The 14,627-nt window shown below is 66.8% G+C and carries 16 protein-coding genes and 1 other RNA gene; 5 read left to right on the top strand and 12 right to left on the bottom strand.

Going from position 1 to position 14,627, the window contains the following annotated elements; genetic code table 11:
- Positions 1 to 17: 17 nt before the first annotated feature.
- The 9 genes from rnpB to ASG67_RS04160 all read right to left on the bottom strand — a co-directional run bounded on the left by rnpB (position 18) and on the right by ASG67_RS04160 (position 7,577).
- Positions 18 to 396: RNase P RNA component class A (rnpB, locus tag ASG67_RS05235), an RNA gene on the bottom strand.
- 70 nt (positions 397 to 466) lie between these two features.
- A complete protein-coding gene (locus ASG67_RS04195; protein WP_056525567.1) occupies positions 467 to 1,156 on the bottom strand; it encodes an N-acetylmuramoyl-L-alanine amidase in 690 nt (229 codons plus the stop codon).
- 59 nt (positions 1,157 to 1,215) lie between these two features.
- Positions 1,216 to 2,082: a CheR family methyltransferase gene (locus tag ASG67_RS04190; RefSeq protein ID WP_235535037.1), complete on the bottom strand. Its 867-nt coding sequence runs from the start codon at positions 2,080 to 2,082 to the stop codon at positions 1,216 to 1,218.
- Positions 2,079 to 3,155, bottom strand: coding sequence for a chemotaxis protein CheB (locus ASG67_RS04185; RefSeq protein WP_056525563.1), 1,077 nt, complete (start codon positions 3,153 to 3,155; stop codon positions 2,079 to 2,081). The genes ASG67_RS04190 and ASG67_RS04185 overlap by 4 nt, the downstream gene beginning before the upstream one ends.
- 24 nt (positions 3,156 to 3,179) lie before the next feature.
- On the bottom strand, positions 3,180 to 3,545 hold the full coding sequence (locus tag ASG67_RS04180) for a response regulator (RefSeq protein ID WP_056525560.1): 366 nt from the start codon (positions 3,543 to 3,545) through the stop codon (positions 3,180 to 3,182).
- Positions 3,546 to 3,650: 105 nt separating this feature from the next.
- Positions 3,651 to 4,079 (bottom strand): chemotaxis protein CheW, encoded by a 429-nt coding sequence (locus ASG67_RS04175; protein WP_056525557.1) that lies wholly within the window; start codon positions 4,077 to 4,079, stop codon positions 3,651 to 3,653.
- Positions 4,076 to 6,367, bottom strand: a complete 2,292-nt coding sequence (locus tag ASG67_RS04170) for a chemotaxis protein CheA (protein WP_056525554.1) — start codon at positions 6,365 to 6,367, stop codon at positions 4,076 to 4,078. The genes ASG67_RS04175 and ASG67_RS04170 overlap by 4 nt, the downstream gene beginning before the upstream one ends.
- A 52-nt stretch (positions 6,368 to 6,419) precedes the next feature.
- Positions 6,420 to 7,091 (bottom strand): histidine phosphotransferase family protein, encoded by a 672-nt coding sequence (locus tag ASG67_RS04165; protein ID WP_056526516.1) that lies wholly within the window; start codon positions 7,089 to 7,091, stop codon positions 6,420 to 6,422.
- Positions 7,092 to 7,160: 69 nt separating this feature from the next.
- On the bottom strand, positions 7,161 to 7,577 hold the full coding sequence (locus ASG67_RS04160) for a Mov34/MPN/PAD-1 family protein (RefSeq protein WP_056526511.1): 417 nt from the start codon (positions 7,575 to 7,577) through the stop codon (positions 7,161 to 7,163).
- A gap of 17 nt (positions 7,578 to 7,594) precedes the next feature.
- Between ASG67_RS04160 and ASG67_RS04155 the strand changes: the two genes are divergently transcribed.
- From ASG67_RS04155 to ASG67_RS04135, 5 genes are read left to right on the top strand one after another with little or no spacing between them, the layout of a single operon-like run.
- Complete coding sequence (locus ASG67_RS04155) at positions 7,595 to 8,542, top strand: RluA family pseudouridine synthase (RefSeq protein ID WP_056525549.1); 948 nt, start codon at positions 7,595 to 7,597, stop codon at positions 8,540 to 8,542.
- A gap of 59 nt (positions 8,543 to 8,601) precedes the next feature.
- A complete protein-coding gene (gene rpoH, locus ASG67_RS04150) occupies positions 8,602 to 9,507 on the top strand; it encodes an RNA polymerase sigma factor RpoH (protein ID WP_056525546.1) in 906 nt (301 codons plus the stop codon).
- Positions 9,479 to 10,741 (top strand): flavin monoamine oxidase family protein, encoded by a 1,263-nt coding sequence (locus ASG67_RS04145; RefSeq protein ID WP_235535036.1) that lies wholly within the window; start codon positions 9,479 to 9,481, stop codon positions 10,739 to 10,741. The genes rpoH and ASG67_RS04145 overlap by 29 nt, the downstream gene beginning before the upstream one ends.
- A gap of 10 nt (positions 10,742 to 10,751) precedes the next feature.
- The gene (mtgA, locus tag ASG67_RS04140; RefSeq protein ID WP_056525543.1) at positions 10,752 to 11,423 is read left to right on the top strand and encodes a monofunctional biosynthetic peptidoglycan transglycosylase; all 672 of its coding nucleotides are present in this window, start codon (positions 10,752 to 10,754) and stop codon (positions 11,421 to 11,423) included.
- The gene (locus tag ASG67_RS04135) at positions 11,411 to 12,043 is read left to right on the top strand and encodes a CAP domain-containing protein (protein WP_056525540.1); all 633 of its coding nucleotides are present in this window, start codon (positions 11,411 to 11,413) and stop codon (positions 12,041 to 12,043) included. The genes mtgA and ASG67_RS04135 overlap by 13 nt, the downstream gene beginning before the upstream one ends.
- 7 nt (positions 12,044 to 12,050) lie before the next feature.
- On the opposite strand, the gene ASG67_RS04130 is transcribed toward ASG67_RS04135, so the two are convergent.
- The 3 genes from ASG67_RS04130 to ASG67_RS04120 all read right to left on the bottom strand — a co-directional run bounded on the left by ASG67_RS04130 (position 12,051) and on the right by ASG67_RS04120 (position 14,574).
- Positions 12,051 to 12,299: a hypothetical protein gene (locus ASG67_RS04130; protein ID WP_056525538.1), complete on the bottom strand. Its 249-nt coding sequence runs from the start codon at positions 12,297 to 12,299 to the stop codon at positions 12,051 to 12,053.
- A gap of 308 nt (positions 12,300 to 12,607) precedes the next feature.
- Positions 12,608 to 12,931, bottom strand: coding sequence for a YbaB/EbfC family nucleoid-associated protein (locus tag ASG67_RS04125; RefSeq protein ID WP_056525535.1), 324 nt, complete (start codon positions 12,929 to 12,931; stop codon positions 12,608 to 12,610).
- Positions 12,928 to 14,574, bottom strand: coding sequence for a DNA polymerase III subunit gamma/tau (locus tag ASG67_RS04120; RefSeq protein ID WP_056525532.1), 1,647 nt, complete (start codon positions 14,572 to 14,574; stop codon positions 12,928 to 12,930). Before ASG67_RS04120 ends, ASG67_RS04125 begins: the two co-directional genes overlap by 4 nt.
- Positions 14,575 to 14,627: the final 53 nt, after the last annotated feature.

The raw sequence follows: 14,627 nt of genomic DNA, 5'->3' as shown, positions 1-14,627 counted from the left end.
GGCGCGCGGAACGATGAAACGCCAGAGGATCTGTAAGCCGGGTTCTGTCCTCCCACAAAGGGGATGGGCGACCATTCCTCTACGACGACGCTTGCGCGCCGCCTCCAGCAACCAACCCGGACGGCAGGCGGAAACACGCCCCGGACCTTGCGATCCATGCCATCCCTATTCGGTCTTGCTCCCGGTGGGGTTTACCATGCCGCTTCCGTTACCGGTCGCGCGGTGCGCTTTTACCGCACCCTTTCACATGGGCGTCGCCGAAGCGGTCGCCGTCTACTCTCTGTGGCACTGTCCCTGGGGTCGCCCCCGCCGGGCGTTACCCGGCACCGTCGTTTCGTGGAGCCCGGACTTTCCTCGCGCGGCCCGAAAGCCACCCGCGGTCGCCCGATCCTCTGGCGTCGGCAGGCCCTAGCGGGCGGGTAGTCGCCCGCCAAGCGCAATCGTCACAGGGTCAACCGTCACAGGGTCAATCGTCGCCCTGCGGCCTCGGCAGCAACAGCGCCAGCAGGATCATCCGGCATTCGGCATCGATCTCGCCATCGATCAGTTCGGGGCGAAAGCGCCGCTGGAACGCCATGATCGCCGCCATCCGGTCCGTCACGTCATAACCGAACCGCTCCAGCGCCAGGCAGAACCCCGCCTCCGACCAGTGCGGGTCCATCAAATTCTTGGTCGGCCGGGGCAGCGCCAGCCGCAGCCGCGCCAGATCGTGCCAAGGGAAAAGCTCGCCCGGATCGCGCTTACGCGCCGGGGCGATGTCCGAATGGCCGACCACGTTGCCGCGCGTGATGCGATGGCGCTCGACGATCTCGGCGATCAGCGGGATCAGCGCCGACATCTGTTCGGCCGGGAACGGGAGATACCCCCAGTCATGGCCGGGATTGACGATCTCGATGCCGATGCTGGCGGAGTTGACGTCGTCGATCTCGCGCCAGTGCGACCGGCCCGCGTGCCAGGCGCGCTTGTCCTCGTCCACCATGCGCAGGATCGTGCCGTCCTCGGCGACCAGATAATGGCACGACACCTTGGCCGCCGGATCGCGCAGCCGGGCGATCGCTCCCTCCGCATCGGGCATGCCGGTGTAGTGGAGCACCAGCATCGACACGGGCAACGCGCGCTCGTCCCAGTTGGGGGACGGTGTGTCGATGATCGTCATGTCCGGCCGTTCTCCCGCATCGGGGCGTGGTGGCCGAAGATGCGCTCGCTCGCAAGCGATCAGGCCGCGTCGCGCTCCCGCTCCACCTTCGTCCGCTCGTAAAACCCGCGAAAGCGGCGGCTCGGCTCGAACAGTCCGGTCTGCCCAATCACCGTCTCGCCCGCGCCCAGCACCAGCATCCCGCCCGGCTTCAGCGCGCCCGCGATCAGGGCGAAGACCTGCGCCTTGGCCGGCGGCGACAGGTAGAGCAGAACATTGCGGCACAGCACGACGTCGAACTTGCCCGCCGGCCCCCGATCACCGACCAGGTTGAGCCGCCGGAACTGGATCAACCGCGTCAGCTCGGGCTTAGCCACCCAATCAGCGCCGTCGCCGTCGAACCAGCGCATCATCCGCCGGATCGGCAGCCCGCGCTGGATCTCGAACTGTGTGTACCGTCCCGCCCGCGCGCGGTTGAGCGCGGTATCGGAGATATCGGTGGCGACGATCTCCGGCACCGGCGCGCCCGTTTCCGCCTGTCGTTCGGCATAGAGCATCGCCAGCGACAGCGGCTCCTGCCCCGTCGCGCAGCCTGCGCTCCAGATGCGGACACGGCGGCCATTCCCCTCATGGGCTACGACCGACTCTGCCAGCTGGTCGAAGATCGGCAGGTCGCGATAGAACGAGCTTTCGCCGTTCACCAGCGCATCCACGATCAGGTCGCCGACCGCCCGATCGGTGCCGTCGAGCAACTGCATCACTAACTGGTCGAGCGTGTCCAGACCACGGGCGCGCAGCAGCGGCTTCAAAGCGGTATCCAGCCGCCACGACCGGTAACTAGACAATTGCTGGCCGGTCCGCGCCTCCAGCAGCGCCGCCAGCACGGTCATCGCCGATGGTGAACCGGATATCGCACCCGCAACGGGTGGCGCCAGTGCTGCCGTCATGGCCGCCGCCGCGTGGCGATCAGGCGGCCGATCGCATCGGGGGGCAGCACCGCATCCGCCAGCCCCTGCATCGCGATCGCACCCGGCATTCCCCAGACCACCGAACTCGCCTGATCCTGTACCACCACGCATCCCCCCGCCGCGCGAACCCGTCGCGCGCCCTCGGCGCCGTCGCGCCCCATACCACTCAAGACCACCGCCATCAGCCGGCGCCCGAACACCTCGGCCAATGAGGACAGCATCGGGTCGACCGACGGCAGGCAACCACTCACCGCCGGGTCCGTGTTCAGCCGCACCGCCGCATTGCCGTCGCCCAGCGAGACGCAGCGCAGATGCGCGTCGCCCGGCGCCACGATCAGCCGGCCCGGCCTGATCCGCAGCCGATCGGTCGCGACATCGCACGGCCGGCCGGCCATCAGCGCCAACTGCGCCGCGAAATAAGGCATGAAGGACGCCGGCAGATGTTGAGTCACCAGAACCGGCAACCGGAACGTCGGCGGCAACGCACGCAGCATCTGGCCGAGCGCGTGGATGCCCCCCGTCGAAGCGCCGATCGCGACGATATCATACGCGTCCCCGGCAGTGCGGGGCGGCGGCGCGACCGGCGTCACAGCTATTGGCGGCGGCGTAGGCGTCCGCCCTAGCGTCGATCGATCCGACAATCGCGACAGCCGATCCACCAGCCGCCGACCGAAATCGGACGAAAGGCCACTCGCATCCGGTTTTTCCAACGTATCGGCCGCGCCCAGCGCCAGCGCCTGAATGGTGGTCGCCGCGCCATCGCCGGCGGAGGAGGACACGATCACTATCCGTGCGCCCCGCCCCGCCGCCAGCATGTCCGGCAGCGCGGTCAGGCCGTCGACACCGGGCAACGCCACGTCGAGCAGGATGATGTCGACCGTCTCTTCCGACAGGAATTGCAGTGCCGCCGCGATAGTGCCCACCGCCGCCGCCACCACGAACCGGCCATCCGCCTGCACCAGCCGGGTCAGCACGACCCGCGCGACGACCGAATCGTCCACGATCAGCACGCGCACCGCCAGTGCCGCCTCGATCAAGGGTGCGAGCGCCATGGCCGGATCAGCCCCGTGGGAGTTTCAGGCGACGCCGACGATCTGCAGCTTGCTTTCCAGCGTATCGCGATCGAACGGCTTCATCACATATTCGTCCGCACCGGCATCGATCGCGGCACGGATATACGCCATGCCGTTCTCGGTCGTGCAGAACACGACCTTGGGCCGCGTCGGGATCGACGAATCGCGTAGCGCACGCAGGAAATCCATGCCGCTCATCACCGGCATGTTCCAGTCTAGTAGGATCACGTCAGGCGCCGAGACCAGACACGCGTCCAGTGCCTCTCGCCCGTCGCACGCCTCGCTAACCTGGAAATCCAACGTCTCGAGGATGTGGCGCGCGACCTTTCGAATCACCTTTGAGTCGTCGACCACCAGACACGTCTTCATGCGAACAGCCTTCCATCACAACGAGCCGCACTGTGGCAGCAAAGGGTAAGCGGGCGCTTAACAGAGCCCCATCAATCGGTTGCCGGGTCGATCGTTGGCCGCAGATCAGGCGGCGACGGCCAGCGCGCCGGGCACCAGCGCCGCCAGGTCCAGCACCAGCATCGGTTCGTCGTCGCGCTCGACGATACCGATCGCGCTGGCGCCCCACCGGCCCTCCAGTGCCAAGCCGGATGACAACGGCATCGGATCAAACGGAAAGACATCATCGAACGCATCGACCAGAAAGGCATAGAAATGCCCGTCGAACTTCGCGATGATCGCGCGTCCCGCCAGCGGTGTAGGGGCAAGACCCAGCGCGACACGCGTGTCGATCACCGTCACCACCCGGCTGCGCAACGCGGCCAGCCCACGCACCGCCGCCGATGCGCGCGGCACCGCGACGATCGTGCCGATATCGACCGCCGAATCGACCTGATCGGCGGGCACCGCGATCCAGCGACCGGCGATCTGCGCGATCAGGAACAGGGCGCTCATGCCGCCACCTGCATGCCGGCGGCGACCGCGGCGATCAGCGCCGCACGATCGTATCGATACACGCCCGGTTCGCCCGACAAGCCCGGCTGACGACGCAGCAGCACCACCGGATGGCTGCGATCGACCCGGTCGGCGTCATCGTCCATCGCCAGCGTCACCGCGATCTGGTCACCCTCGGCCAGCCGCGTCGCGCAACGATAGCCGGATGCCTCCAGCATGGGTCGCAGGAACGTCTCCATCCATCCCGACTCGTCGCATTGCAGCAGGCAGAGCGGGCCGCTGCCCGGCGCCGCCAGTTCGCCTGCGAATAGCGCGTGGGCATCGACCAGTTCGACCTGCTCGCCCTCAACCATCACCACCCCGACGATACCCGGCCGCTCCCGTGCCGGCGCCACCGCCAGCGGCAACGTCACGATCTCATGCGCGTCGTCGATCGCGTATCCCAGTTCGCCAAAGCCGTCGGTCAGGCGCAGCAGTGTTACCTGTCCGGTCGCCGGCGGCACCGCCATCGCGACCAGCGGGATCACGCCGCCCTCCAGCGACAGGTGCAACCGCCCACCGGTGCGCCGGATCGCGGAGGCACACACCGTCTCGACGCGGTCGACCGCCGCCAGTGGCAGCGCACGGCGCTGGCCATCCAGATCGTCGAACAGCAAGGCCACGATGCCCTTCTCCTCGGCGATCTCCTCTTCCTCCGACGCGATCGCCAACGGTGCAAAGCGCAGGCCCGCCGCCGCCGCCAGCCCGGTGCCGTCCAGCAGCAGCAGTGGCAATCCGCTGTCGGGCAGGGTTTGCCCCGCATAGACGCCGGTCGCCATGATCGCCGGCGGCACCGGCTTCACCACCAGTTCCTCGGTATCCAGCACCGCATCGATCCCCAGCGCATAATCGCCTTCGCGCGTCGCGACGATCACCAGCGCGGTCGGCGCGGCGGCCTCGATCCCCAGTACCCGACCCAGCGTAATCATCGGCAAGCGACGACCGCGCACCGTCGCGACGCTGGCATCGCCCAGCGCATCGATCCGCACCGCCTGACCGCGAAGCGCCACGATCTCCTCGATCGACTGACGCGGCAGGGCGAAGCGCTGATCGCCGACACCGACGATGATCGTCGGGATGATCGACAGCGTCAGCGGTACCTGCAGCTCGATCGTCAAGCCAGCGCCCGGCCGGTTCTTCAGCGCGATGCGGCCACCGATCTGTTCGATATTGGCGCGCACCACATCCATGCCGACACCGCGCCCGGACAGTTCGGTCACGACATCGCGGCTCGACAGCCCGGCCTCGAATACCAGCGCTAGCCGTTCCGCCTCGGTCATCGCGGCGGCCTGTTGCTCGGTGCGGCGCCCGGCGGCGATCGCCTTGGCGACCAGTCGATTAACGTCAATGCCACAACCGTCGTCGGTCACTTCCAGCACGATCTGGTTGCCGGTCTGGCGCGCCAGCACCAGCAATCGCCCGTTCTCGCGCTTGCCGGCGATCCGGCGATCGGCGGGCAGTTCGATGCCATGATCGACCGCGTTGCGGATGATATGAACCAGCGGGTCGCGCAACAGCTCGATCATCTCGCGGTCCAGTTCGACGTCGGCACCCTCGATATCGAGCGTCACGGCCTTGCCGAGCGGCGCGGCGGCATCGCGGACCATGCGCGGGATCGCGGAGAACAACGTCTCGATCCGCTGCATCCGGGTGCGGGTGATCGTGTCGCGCATCTCGCCGACGGTCAGCGACAGGCGTTCGAGCGCGCCCTCCACCCGTGGATCGATCGGCTGGTCGCGCAGGCGGCGGGCGAGTTCGTTGCGCGCCAGCACCATGTCCGACATGCCGGCCATCATCTGATCGAGCAGATCGACCGCCAGCCGTACGCTGCGATTGGCAGTTCGCGTCTGCGGGCCGACGGCGGCCGGCGCCACCGGCGCGGCATCCTCGGCCAGCGCGGCGATCAGCAGGTCTTCGGTCGTGTCGTCGAGAGGAATCCCTGCCGCGATCGCCTCGGTCAACTCGCCGATCCGGTCGACGATCGCCAGCACGGCGTTGACGAGCGCGGTACCCGGCGACCGCGTGCCGTCGCGCACGGCGGACAGCACATCCTCGGCCGCGTGCGCCAGTCGTCCCAGCCGCGGCAGATCAAGGAAGCCGCAGCTTCCCTTCACGGTATGAACGAAGCGGAAGATCGCATCGAGGCGCGCGCGGTCCGTCGGATTCGACTCCCACAGCACGATCTCGCCCGCGATCGCATCAAGCGTCTCGCGGGTTTCCGCAATGAATTCCTGTAACAGGTCGTCCATGGGCCTCCGGGCTTTCGATGCCCGTCATGCCCGATGCCGGTTAATAGCTCCTTTACCCGACGACGCTTTTCGGTCGGCCGTCACCGGGGCTCAGCGCCGCGCCGAACACCATTACGCCCGGCGCCGGCTCCGACACCTGCATCGTGCCGGCCGCTTCGGCCACCAGCGTATGCACCATGAACGCAGCGGCGAGGCGCGACGTCACGCCATCCTCCGACGCACCGGTGGTCAGCATCTGCCGGATCTGAGCATCGAGGATGATCCGCAACCCCTCGATCTTCACGACAATCTCCAGATGGTCGCCCTGCTGCTCCGCACCGATATCCAGCGACCCGCCGCGCACCAGCGCCTCGTTGGCGATCAGCGCCAGGTTCAGCAGTGCCTTCACCGCCGCCTTCGGTAGCGAGTCCGCCTCGACATACCATCCCAGCGTCGTCCGCTTGGCATCGGACAGCAGCCCCTCGATCGCCGCCTTTGCCTCGCGCGGATCAACCATCTCGCCGAAACTGCCGCCCGCACCGAACGCCAGGCGAAAGAATTTCAGCTTGTTGGCGGATGTCCGCGCACTGTCGGCGAGCAGTTCCATACACCGCTGGCGCATCGCCGGATCGGTTTCGTCGGCCAGCAGTTCCAGCCCGTTGTTCAGCGCGCCAACCGGCGACAACAGGTCATGGCAAAGTCGCGAACAGAGCAGGCTGGCAAAATCGACCGGACTGATGGCCATCATAATCCCCTTGAACGTACAGCCATCTGAGGCCTTTCCGGCCTCCCCGCAAGCGGCTGTGACGTACCCTCACCCCCGGTCCGTCGCCACCACGAGCCGGACCGGCTCGAACCGGTCATGGACGGGGCCGTTCTCCACCGCACGCCATGCCGTCACCGCCCCGCCGCCGACGATCAGCCACAGCCCGCCATCGGCCGCCGCGTCCGCCGCATCACGCGCGGACGGCGCCGCGACGCCGGTGGGGTGCGAGTGATAACAGCCGACCACCGCCGGCCCACAGCCCCGCCCCCGCCGGTACGCCGCGATCAGCGCCGCCGGGTCGATCTCGAATCGCCGCGCGATATCGGTCGCGACGTTGCGGCAAGCCTCCACCGCGACGACCGCGTCGGCATTGCCGAACAGCAGACCGCACACCTCCACCGCCGGATCGGCGGCCGCCGCAGCGACGATCCGTTGCATCAGGTCGCTTGATATCGTCACGTCCATCACCATCTGGCTACCTCATGGACCGGGGGGTTTCCATCATCGAAGCGACGATCGCGCCGGCTGCGGACGGATGGCGGCTGGACCGTGCGTTGGCGGATGCGGTGCCTACAATGTCGCGCGAGCGGCTGAAGGCGCTGATCGCCGCCGGCGCGGTGTCGCTGGACGGCAACCCGGCGCGCGATCCATCCCGCCCCGCCGCCGCCGGCCTGACCTTCGCGATCGCCGTCCCCGCCGCCACGCCGCTCCACAACGAAGCGCAGGATATCCCGCTCGTCATCGCCTATGAGGACGAGCATCTGATCGTCGTCGACAAGCCGGCCGGGCTGGTCGTGCATCCAGCGGCGGGCAATTTCGACGGCACGCTGGTCAACGCCCTGCTCCATCATTGCGGTGGGTCGTTGTCGGGCATCGGCGGCGTCGCGCGGCCGGGGATCGTCCACCGGATCGACAAGGACACCTCCGGCCTTATGGTCGCCGCCAAGACCGATCAGGCGCACGAAGGGCTGGCCCGTCAATTCCACGATCACAGCATCGATCGCCGTTACCGCGCGATCGTCGGCGGCATCCCCCGTCCGGCGGAGGGAAAGGTCGACGCTCCGCTCGCGCGCAGCCCGCACAACCGCAAGAAGATCGCGATCGTCGCGAACGGCAAACGCGCCGTAACGCACTTCACCACGATCCAACGCCTGCGCGAGGCGGCATTGATCGAATGCCGGCTCGAAACCGGCCGCACGCATCAGGTACGCGTCCACATGGCGTCGATCGGCCACCCGCTCCTCGGCGACCCGGTGTACGGCAAGGCGAAGGGCCAGCCGCGCCGCGTCCTCGAAACGCTCGGTTTCACGCGGCAAGCCTTGCACGCCGCGTATCTGGGGTTCATTCATCCGGTAACATGTGTCGCTTTGGCGCTCGAAAGTCCGATGCCTGTGGATATGCAGGAACTGTTCACCAATCTTCACGTATAGATATCGGTATGCGCTCGCTGCGATGCGGCAGGCATGCTTCCAAGGAAAGGGATCGATCAATGGCAAAAGGCAGCAACGTCCCAGCGACGATCCCTGCGCTCGGCGGGGAGCAGAGCCTCAATCGCTATCTGTCGGAGATCCGCAAATTTCCGCTGCTCCAGCCGGAGCAGGAATTCATGCTGGCCAAGCGTTTTCAGGAACATGGCGATACCGATGCGGCGGCCCAGCTCGTCACCAGCCATCTGCGTCTCGTCGCCAAGATCGCGATGGGTTATCGTGGTTACGGCCTGCCAACGTCGGAACTGATCTCCGAGGGCAATATCGGCCTGATGCAGGGCGTGAAGAAGTTCGAGCCGGATCGCGGTTTCCGCCTTGCCACCTATGCGATGTGGTGGATTCGCGCCTCGATCCAGGAATATATCCTGCGGTCGTGGAGCCTGGTGAAGATGGGCACCACCGCCGCCCAGAAGAAGCTGTTCTTCAACCTGCGCCGGATGAAATCCAAGCTCGACGCATTTGAGGATGGCGACCTGAGGCCCGAGCACGTCACCAAGATCGCCACCGATCTCGGTGTCGCGGAACAGGACGTCGTCTCGATGAACCGCCGCATGGCGATGGGCGGCGACACCTCGCTGAACGTGCCAATGCGTGAGGACGGCGAGGGTCAGTGGCAGGATTGGCTGCAGGACGATGCGCCGCTGCAGGATTCGATCGTCGCCGACCAGCAGGAGGCTGACGTCCGTCACGGCATGCTCGTGTCGGCGATGGACGACCTGAACGATCGCGAGAAGCACATCCTGACCGAGCGCCGCCTGACCGACGACCCCAAGACGCTGGAGGAACTCAGCCAGGTCTATGGCGTCAGCCGTGAACGCGTCCGCCAGATCGAGGTGCGTGCGTTCGAGAAGCTGCAAAAGGGCATGATGCGCATCGCCGGTGAAAAGCGAATGCTCGCTGCAGCCTAACACCGTACCGCGTACCGTCGTGATCGGCGGCGGCGCGGCCGGTATCGCTGCCGCCCGGCATCTCCATGATGCGGGACAGGCGGTCTTGCTGGTCGAGGCGACCAATCGCCTCGGCGGTCGTGCCCGCAGCGCGACGCTCTCGCCAACGTCGGGCACCGTCGATCTTGGATGCGGCTGGCTTCACTCCGCCCTACGCAACGCATGGACTAGGATCGCCGAACAGCGGCGCATGGCGATCGACCGATCCACCGCAAACTGGGGCGTCCAGTGGCGCGACCTTGGCTACCCACCCGCCGACCAGCAAGCCTTCGCATTGGCCCGCCGCGAATGGGACTCCGCCGCCCACGCGGCCCTGGGCGGACCCGACTACCCTCTTTCCGACTTCATCGCCAGTGACAGCCCCGCCAATCCGATGATCGATGCGATCTCCGGCTTCGCAAATGGCGCCGCCCTTAGCGCGGTCTCGCTCCACGACTGGGCGGCGTATGAAGACGCCGCCACTGACGACAATTGGGCGTTGCCCAGCGGATATGGCACGCTGATTGTCGATCACGCCGCCGGCCTTCCCGTCCGCCTTTTGACCCCGGTGACGCGGATCGACCACCGCCACCGCACGCTCCGCCTCGACACGCCGGCCGGTACGATCGAGGCCGATCACGTCATCCTCTGCGTCCCGACGACCGCGCTGACGGGCGAGGCGATCACCTTCGAACCTCCCCTCCCCGCCAAGCACCATGCCGCCGCCTCGCTGCCGCTTGGGATCGCCGACAAGGTGTTTCTCGCGGTGGATCGGCCCATTTGGCCCGCCGACGCGCATCTGATCGGCAATCCCCGAAGCGCCTGCACCGCCAGCCACCGCCTGTCTCCCTTTGGTCGACCGATCGTGGAGAGCTTCTTCGGCGGTCCCTGTGCCGAGGCGTTGGAGGACGAGAACGCCGCCACCGCCTTCGCGATCGACGAACTGGTCGCACTACTCGGCAGCGACTGGAGAACGCGCTTCACCCCGCTCGCCGCAACGCGCTGGCGACAGGAACCGTGGATCGGCGGCAGCTACAGCCACGCGCGGGTCGGCGCCGCCGGCCAGCGGTCGATCCTGGCCGAGCCGGTGGACGACCGGCTGTTCTTTGCAGGCGAAGCCTGCTCGTCGCATGACTTCTCAACCGCGCACGGCGCGCACGACACCGGCGTCGCCGCCGCCGCACGGGTTCTAGCGCTTTGCGGCGCGTCTGCGTAGACGGGCAGGCATGATCGCTCTTCGCTGGCTGTTGAAGGCCGCCCTGATCTTCGTCGCGGTGACGATGCTGTGGGTTGGCCTATACCGGTTCGTCCCGCCCCCCTTCACCTTCACGATGATGGGCGATTTGCTCGGTGGGCGCAGTGTTACGAAGGACTGGATGCCACTATCCCAGATAGATCCCGACATGGCCCGCGCCGCCATTGCGGGTGAGGATTCACGCTTCTGCCAACATCACGGCTTCGATTTCCGCGCCATCGCCGGCGCGGCGGTGCGCAATGCGGAGGGTGGCCGCATTCGTGGAGGCTCCACGATCAGCCAGCAGACGGCGAAGAACGCCTTCCTGTTTCAGGGCGGCGGCTATGTCCGAAAGGCGTTCGAGGCGTATTTCACGACGCTGATCGAAATGCTCTGGGGCAAGAAGCGGATCATGGAAGTGTATCTGAACATCGCCGAGACCGGCATCGGCACCTACGGCGTCAACGCCGCTGCGCTCCGTTATTTCGGTCACGACGCCACCCGCTTGTCGCCGACCGAGGCCGCCCGGATCGCCGCCGTCCTGCCATTGCCCAAGAAACGCGCCGCGATCTCGCCCAGCGGCTTCGTGCGGCGGCATGGCAATGTCCTGGCCCGCTATGTCGGTGTGGTGCGCCGAGCGGGACTGGATACGTGCCTGCGCTGAAGCTGGCCGGTGCGTTGCTGCTGGCTACCCTCGCTCCGCCGGCGACACGGTGGCCCGACGACCGCGATGTGCTGGATGCCCTGAACTCGGTGCGCGCTGATCCTATTAGCTATGCCGACTGGCTCCTTCGCGCCGCCCAGAGCTATCAGGGTGTCTATTACCGGGAACGCGACGGCACCGAACACGCGACCTTTGAGGGCGCTGCCGCCGCCGAAGCTGCCGCCACCGCGATCGGCTCGATGCGACCGATGCCGCTGCTGACGCCGGACCCGATCCTCGCCGCCGCCGCCCGCGATCATGGCATCGCGCAAGGAGCAGCCGGCAGCATTGGCCATGCCAGCGCCGCCGGCCCCTCCCCCGGCGCCCGCGCCCGCCAGCACGGCGGCGATATCTACGTCGTCGAGGCGATCAGCTATGGCATGCACGGCGCCGACGATGTCGTCCGGCAACTGATGGTCGATGACGGCGTACCCGGCCGCGGCCACCGAAAGTTGCTGATGGCCAGTTTCTATCGCTACGCTGGCATCTGGTGTGGATCACACACAACGCGGGGATCAGTGTGCGTCATCAATCTCGCGGAGACGCCCGGCGGCAAGCCTGAGGTGCCGCCGGAAAGGTAAGGCCGCGTTATTTCTTCTCGCCACCCACGGCGTCGCCGACCTTGTCGGCCGCGCCGCCGACGCTCTTGGCCGCCGAGGTGATCGCTGCATCCTTGCGGTTTTCCGCGCCCTGCCGCCCGAACAGGTAGAAACCGCCAATCACGACCGCGATCAACAGGACGATCGCGATCAACATCCCGCCGCCGCCACTGCGACGCTCGATGATCGTGGTGTGTGGCTGCGTACCGGTATCGGTCACGATACGTTCGTCGGCCATGTTGGACATCCTCCTCTGTTATAGGGAGCGAAACGCTGTCCGATCGAAAGTTGTTCCTCTACCGTAACGGGATCGAAAATAGGGGATGTCCTACACGGGGACAAAGGCATATCCCGCCGAGCGTTCCTTCTCACCGTCTGCCACAACCGCGATTATCCTCGCGCACACGCATGCGGCCGCTCGCGCGGGCGCGTGACCGGGGGTGTGACTTTAGCGACTTTCCGATACTGAAAGCCCCTCCCGGCGGGGAGGGGTTGGGCAGAGATTGTCCATCCGCGAGCCGCTGATCGAGGCTCACAAACCCAAATTCAGAACGGCAGCTTGAACCCCGGCGGCAACGAAAGCCCGCTGGTCATCTTCGACATTTCGGTGCCCGACACCGCATCGGCCTTCGCCCGCGCGTCGTTATAGGCGGCGGCCAACAGGTCCTCCAGCATCTGCTTCTCGGACAATTGCATCAGCGAATCGTCGATTGCGATACCGATGATGCGGCCCTTGGCGGATGCCTTCACCTTGACCAGACCGCCGCCGGACACACCCTCGACCTCGATCGTGTCGAGATTGGCCTGCGCCTTTTCCAGTTCGTTCTGGACGTTCTGGGCCATCGCCAGGATTTCGTCGATATTCTTCATGCCAATCTCCGTTTACCCGGCCAGTCCTCCAGGACCGCATCGGGAAAAGCCTCTCGGGCGGCGCGTACCATGGGCGAGTCCCAGGCTGCCAGCCGCTTCGTCTCCTCGGCCGCCTCCTCCTGCTCTTTCAGCGTCGGCGTGCCGGGTACATCGTCAAAGGTAATGCGCCAGACCTGTTTCGTCATCGCCTTCAGCACCAGCGCCAGATCGGTGACGGTATCCGCCGCCATCGGTCGACTGCCGCTCAGCACCAGTTCGGGCGGCGCATAGCGGACGACGCGAGCGCCGTTATGCAGCCGCGCCGCCAACGCCAGCGATCCATTGTCCTCCAGCCGGCGGACCAGATCCTCGAACCGCTCGGGCAACAGCGCCTCGACCGGCGCCGACGGCGGCACGGGCGGCGCGGCGATCGCCGGGGCAGCGGCAACCGGGGCATGGCCGTCCGCCAGCCGCCGCGCGAGGTCTCCCGGATCGGGCAATTGCGAGGCATGGATGACGCGCAGCAATGCCATCTCCGCCGCCTCGATCGGCAGCGCTGCATGCGCCACCTCGTCATGCCCCTTCAGCACCAATTGCCACAGTCGGTGCAGCACGGGGAACGACAGCCCCGCTGCCCAGTCCGCCCGCGCCGTCCGCTCCTCGACAGGCTGCGACGGATCGGCGGCCGCGCCGACCTTGGCCAGGGTGATGCCGTGCACCGTTTCAAGCAACGACCGCAGTACCGACACCGGATCGACGCCATAATCATATTGCCGGCGCAAGCTGACCAGCGCCCCTGCCGCGTCGCCGGCCAGCAGCATCGCAAAAAGATCGCGCACCGCCCCCCGATCGGACAGGCCCAGCATCTGGCGCACCGCCTCCGCCGTGACGCCGCCGCCATCAAGGCCGGCATGGGCGATCCCCTGATCGAGGATCGACAGGCCATCTCGCGCCGACCCTTCGGCGGCGCGGGCGATCAGCGCCAGCGCCTCCGGCTCGGCGGTGACGCCTTCCTTGCGGCACACCTCGGCGAAATGGTCCGCCAGTTTTTCGGCCGGGATACGGCGCAAGTCGAACCGTTGGCATCGTGACAGGACGGTGATCGGAACCTTGTTCACCTCGGTCGTGGCGAACAGGAATTTCACATGCGCGGGCGGTTCCTCCAGCGTCTTTAACAGCGCGTTGAAGGCGTTTTTCGAGAGCATGTGGACCTCGTCCACGATGTAGATCTTGAATCGCGCGGAGACCGCCGAATAGCGCGAGGCGTCGATGATCTCACGGACATCGTCGACGCCGGTATGGCTGGCGGCGTCCATCTCGATCACGTCAATATGCCGCCCCTCAGCAATCGCCCGGCACGGCTCGCAAACACCGCAGGGGTCGATCGTCGGGCCGCCCAGACCGTCCGGACCGATGCAGTTGAGCGCCTTGGCGATCAGCCGGGCGGTCGACGTCTTCCCCACCCCGCGGACGCCGGTCATCAGAAACGCATGGGCCAGCCGGTCGCGTTTGATCGCGTTGCCCAGCGTCGTGACCATCGCATCCTGACCGATCAGTTCGGAAAAGGTCTGCGGGCGATATTTGCGGGCAAGGACACGATACGCCTCGGGTGGCGCGGCGGTGGCAGGCTGTGGCGGTTCGCCGAGATCGAAGGAGTCGGACATCGCCGTCGTCTTAGCGGCTCTGGTGAGCAGTGTCGAAGCTAGATGGTAAGATC

The organism is Sphingomonas sp. Leaf339, assembly GCF_001426195.1.
In the GTDB taxonomy this organism is placed as follows: Bacteria; Pseudomonadota; Alphaproteobacteria; order Sphingomonadales; family Sphingomonadaceae; genus Sphingomonas.
Note: the sequence above shows the minus strand (reverse complement) of the source record. Positions and strands in the feature narration are given on the sequence as shown.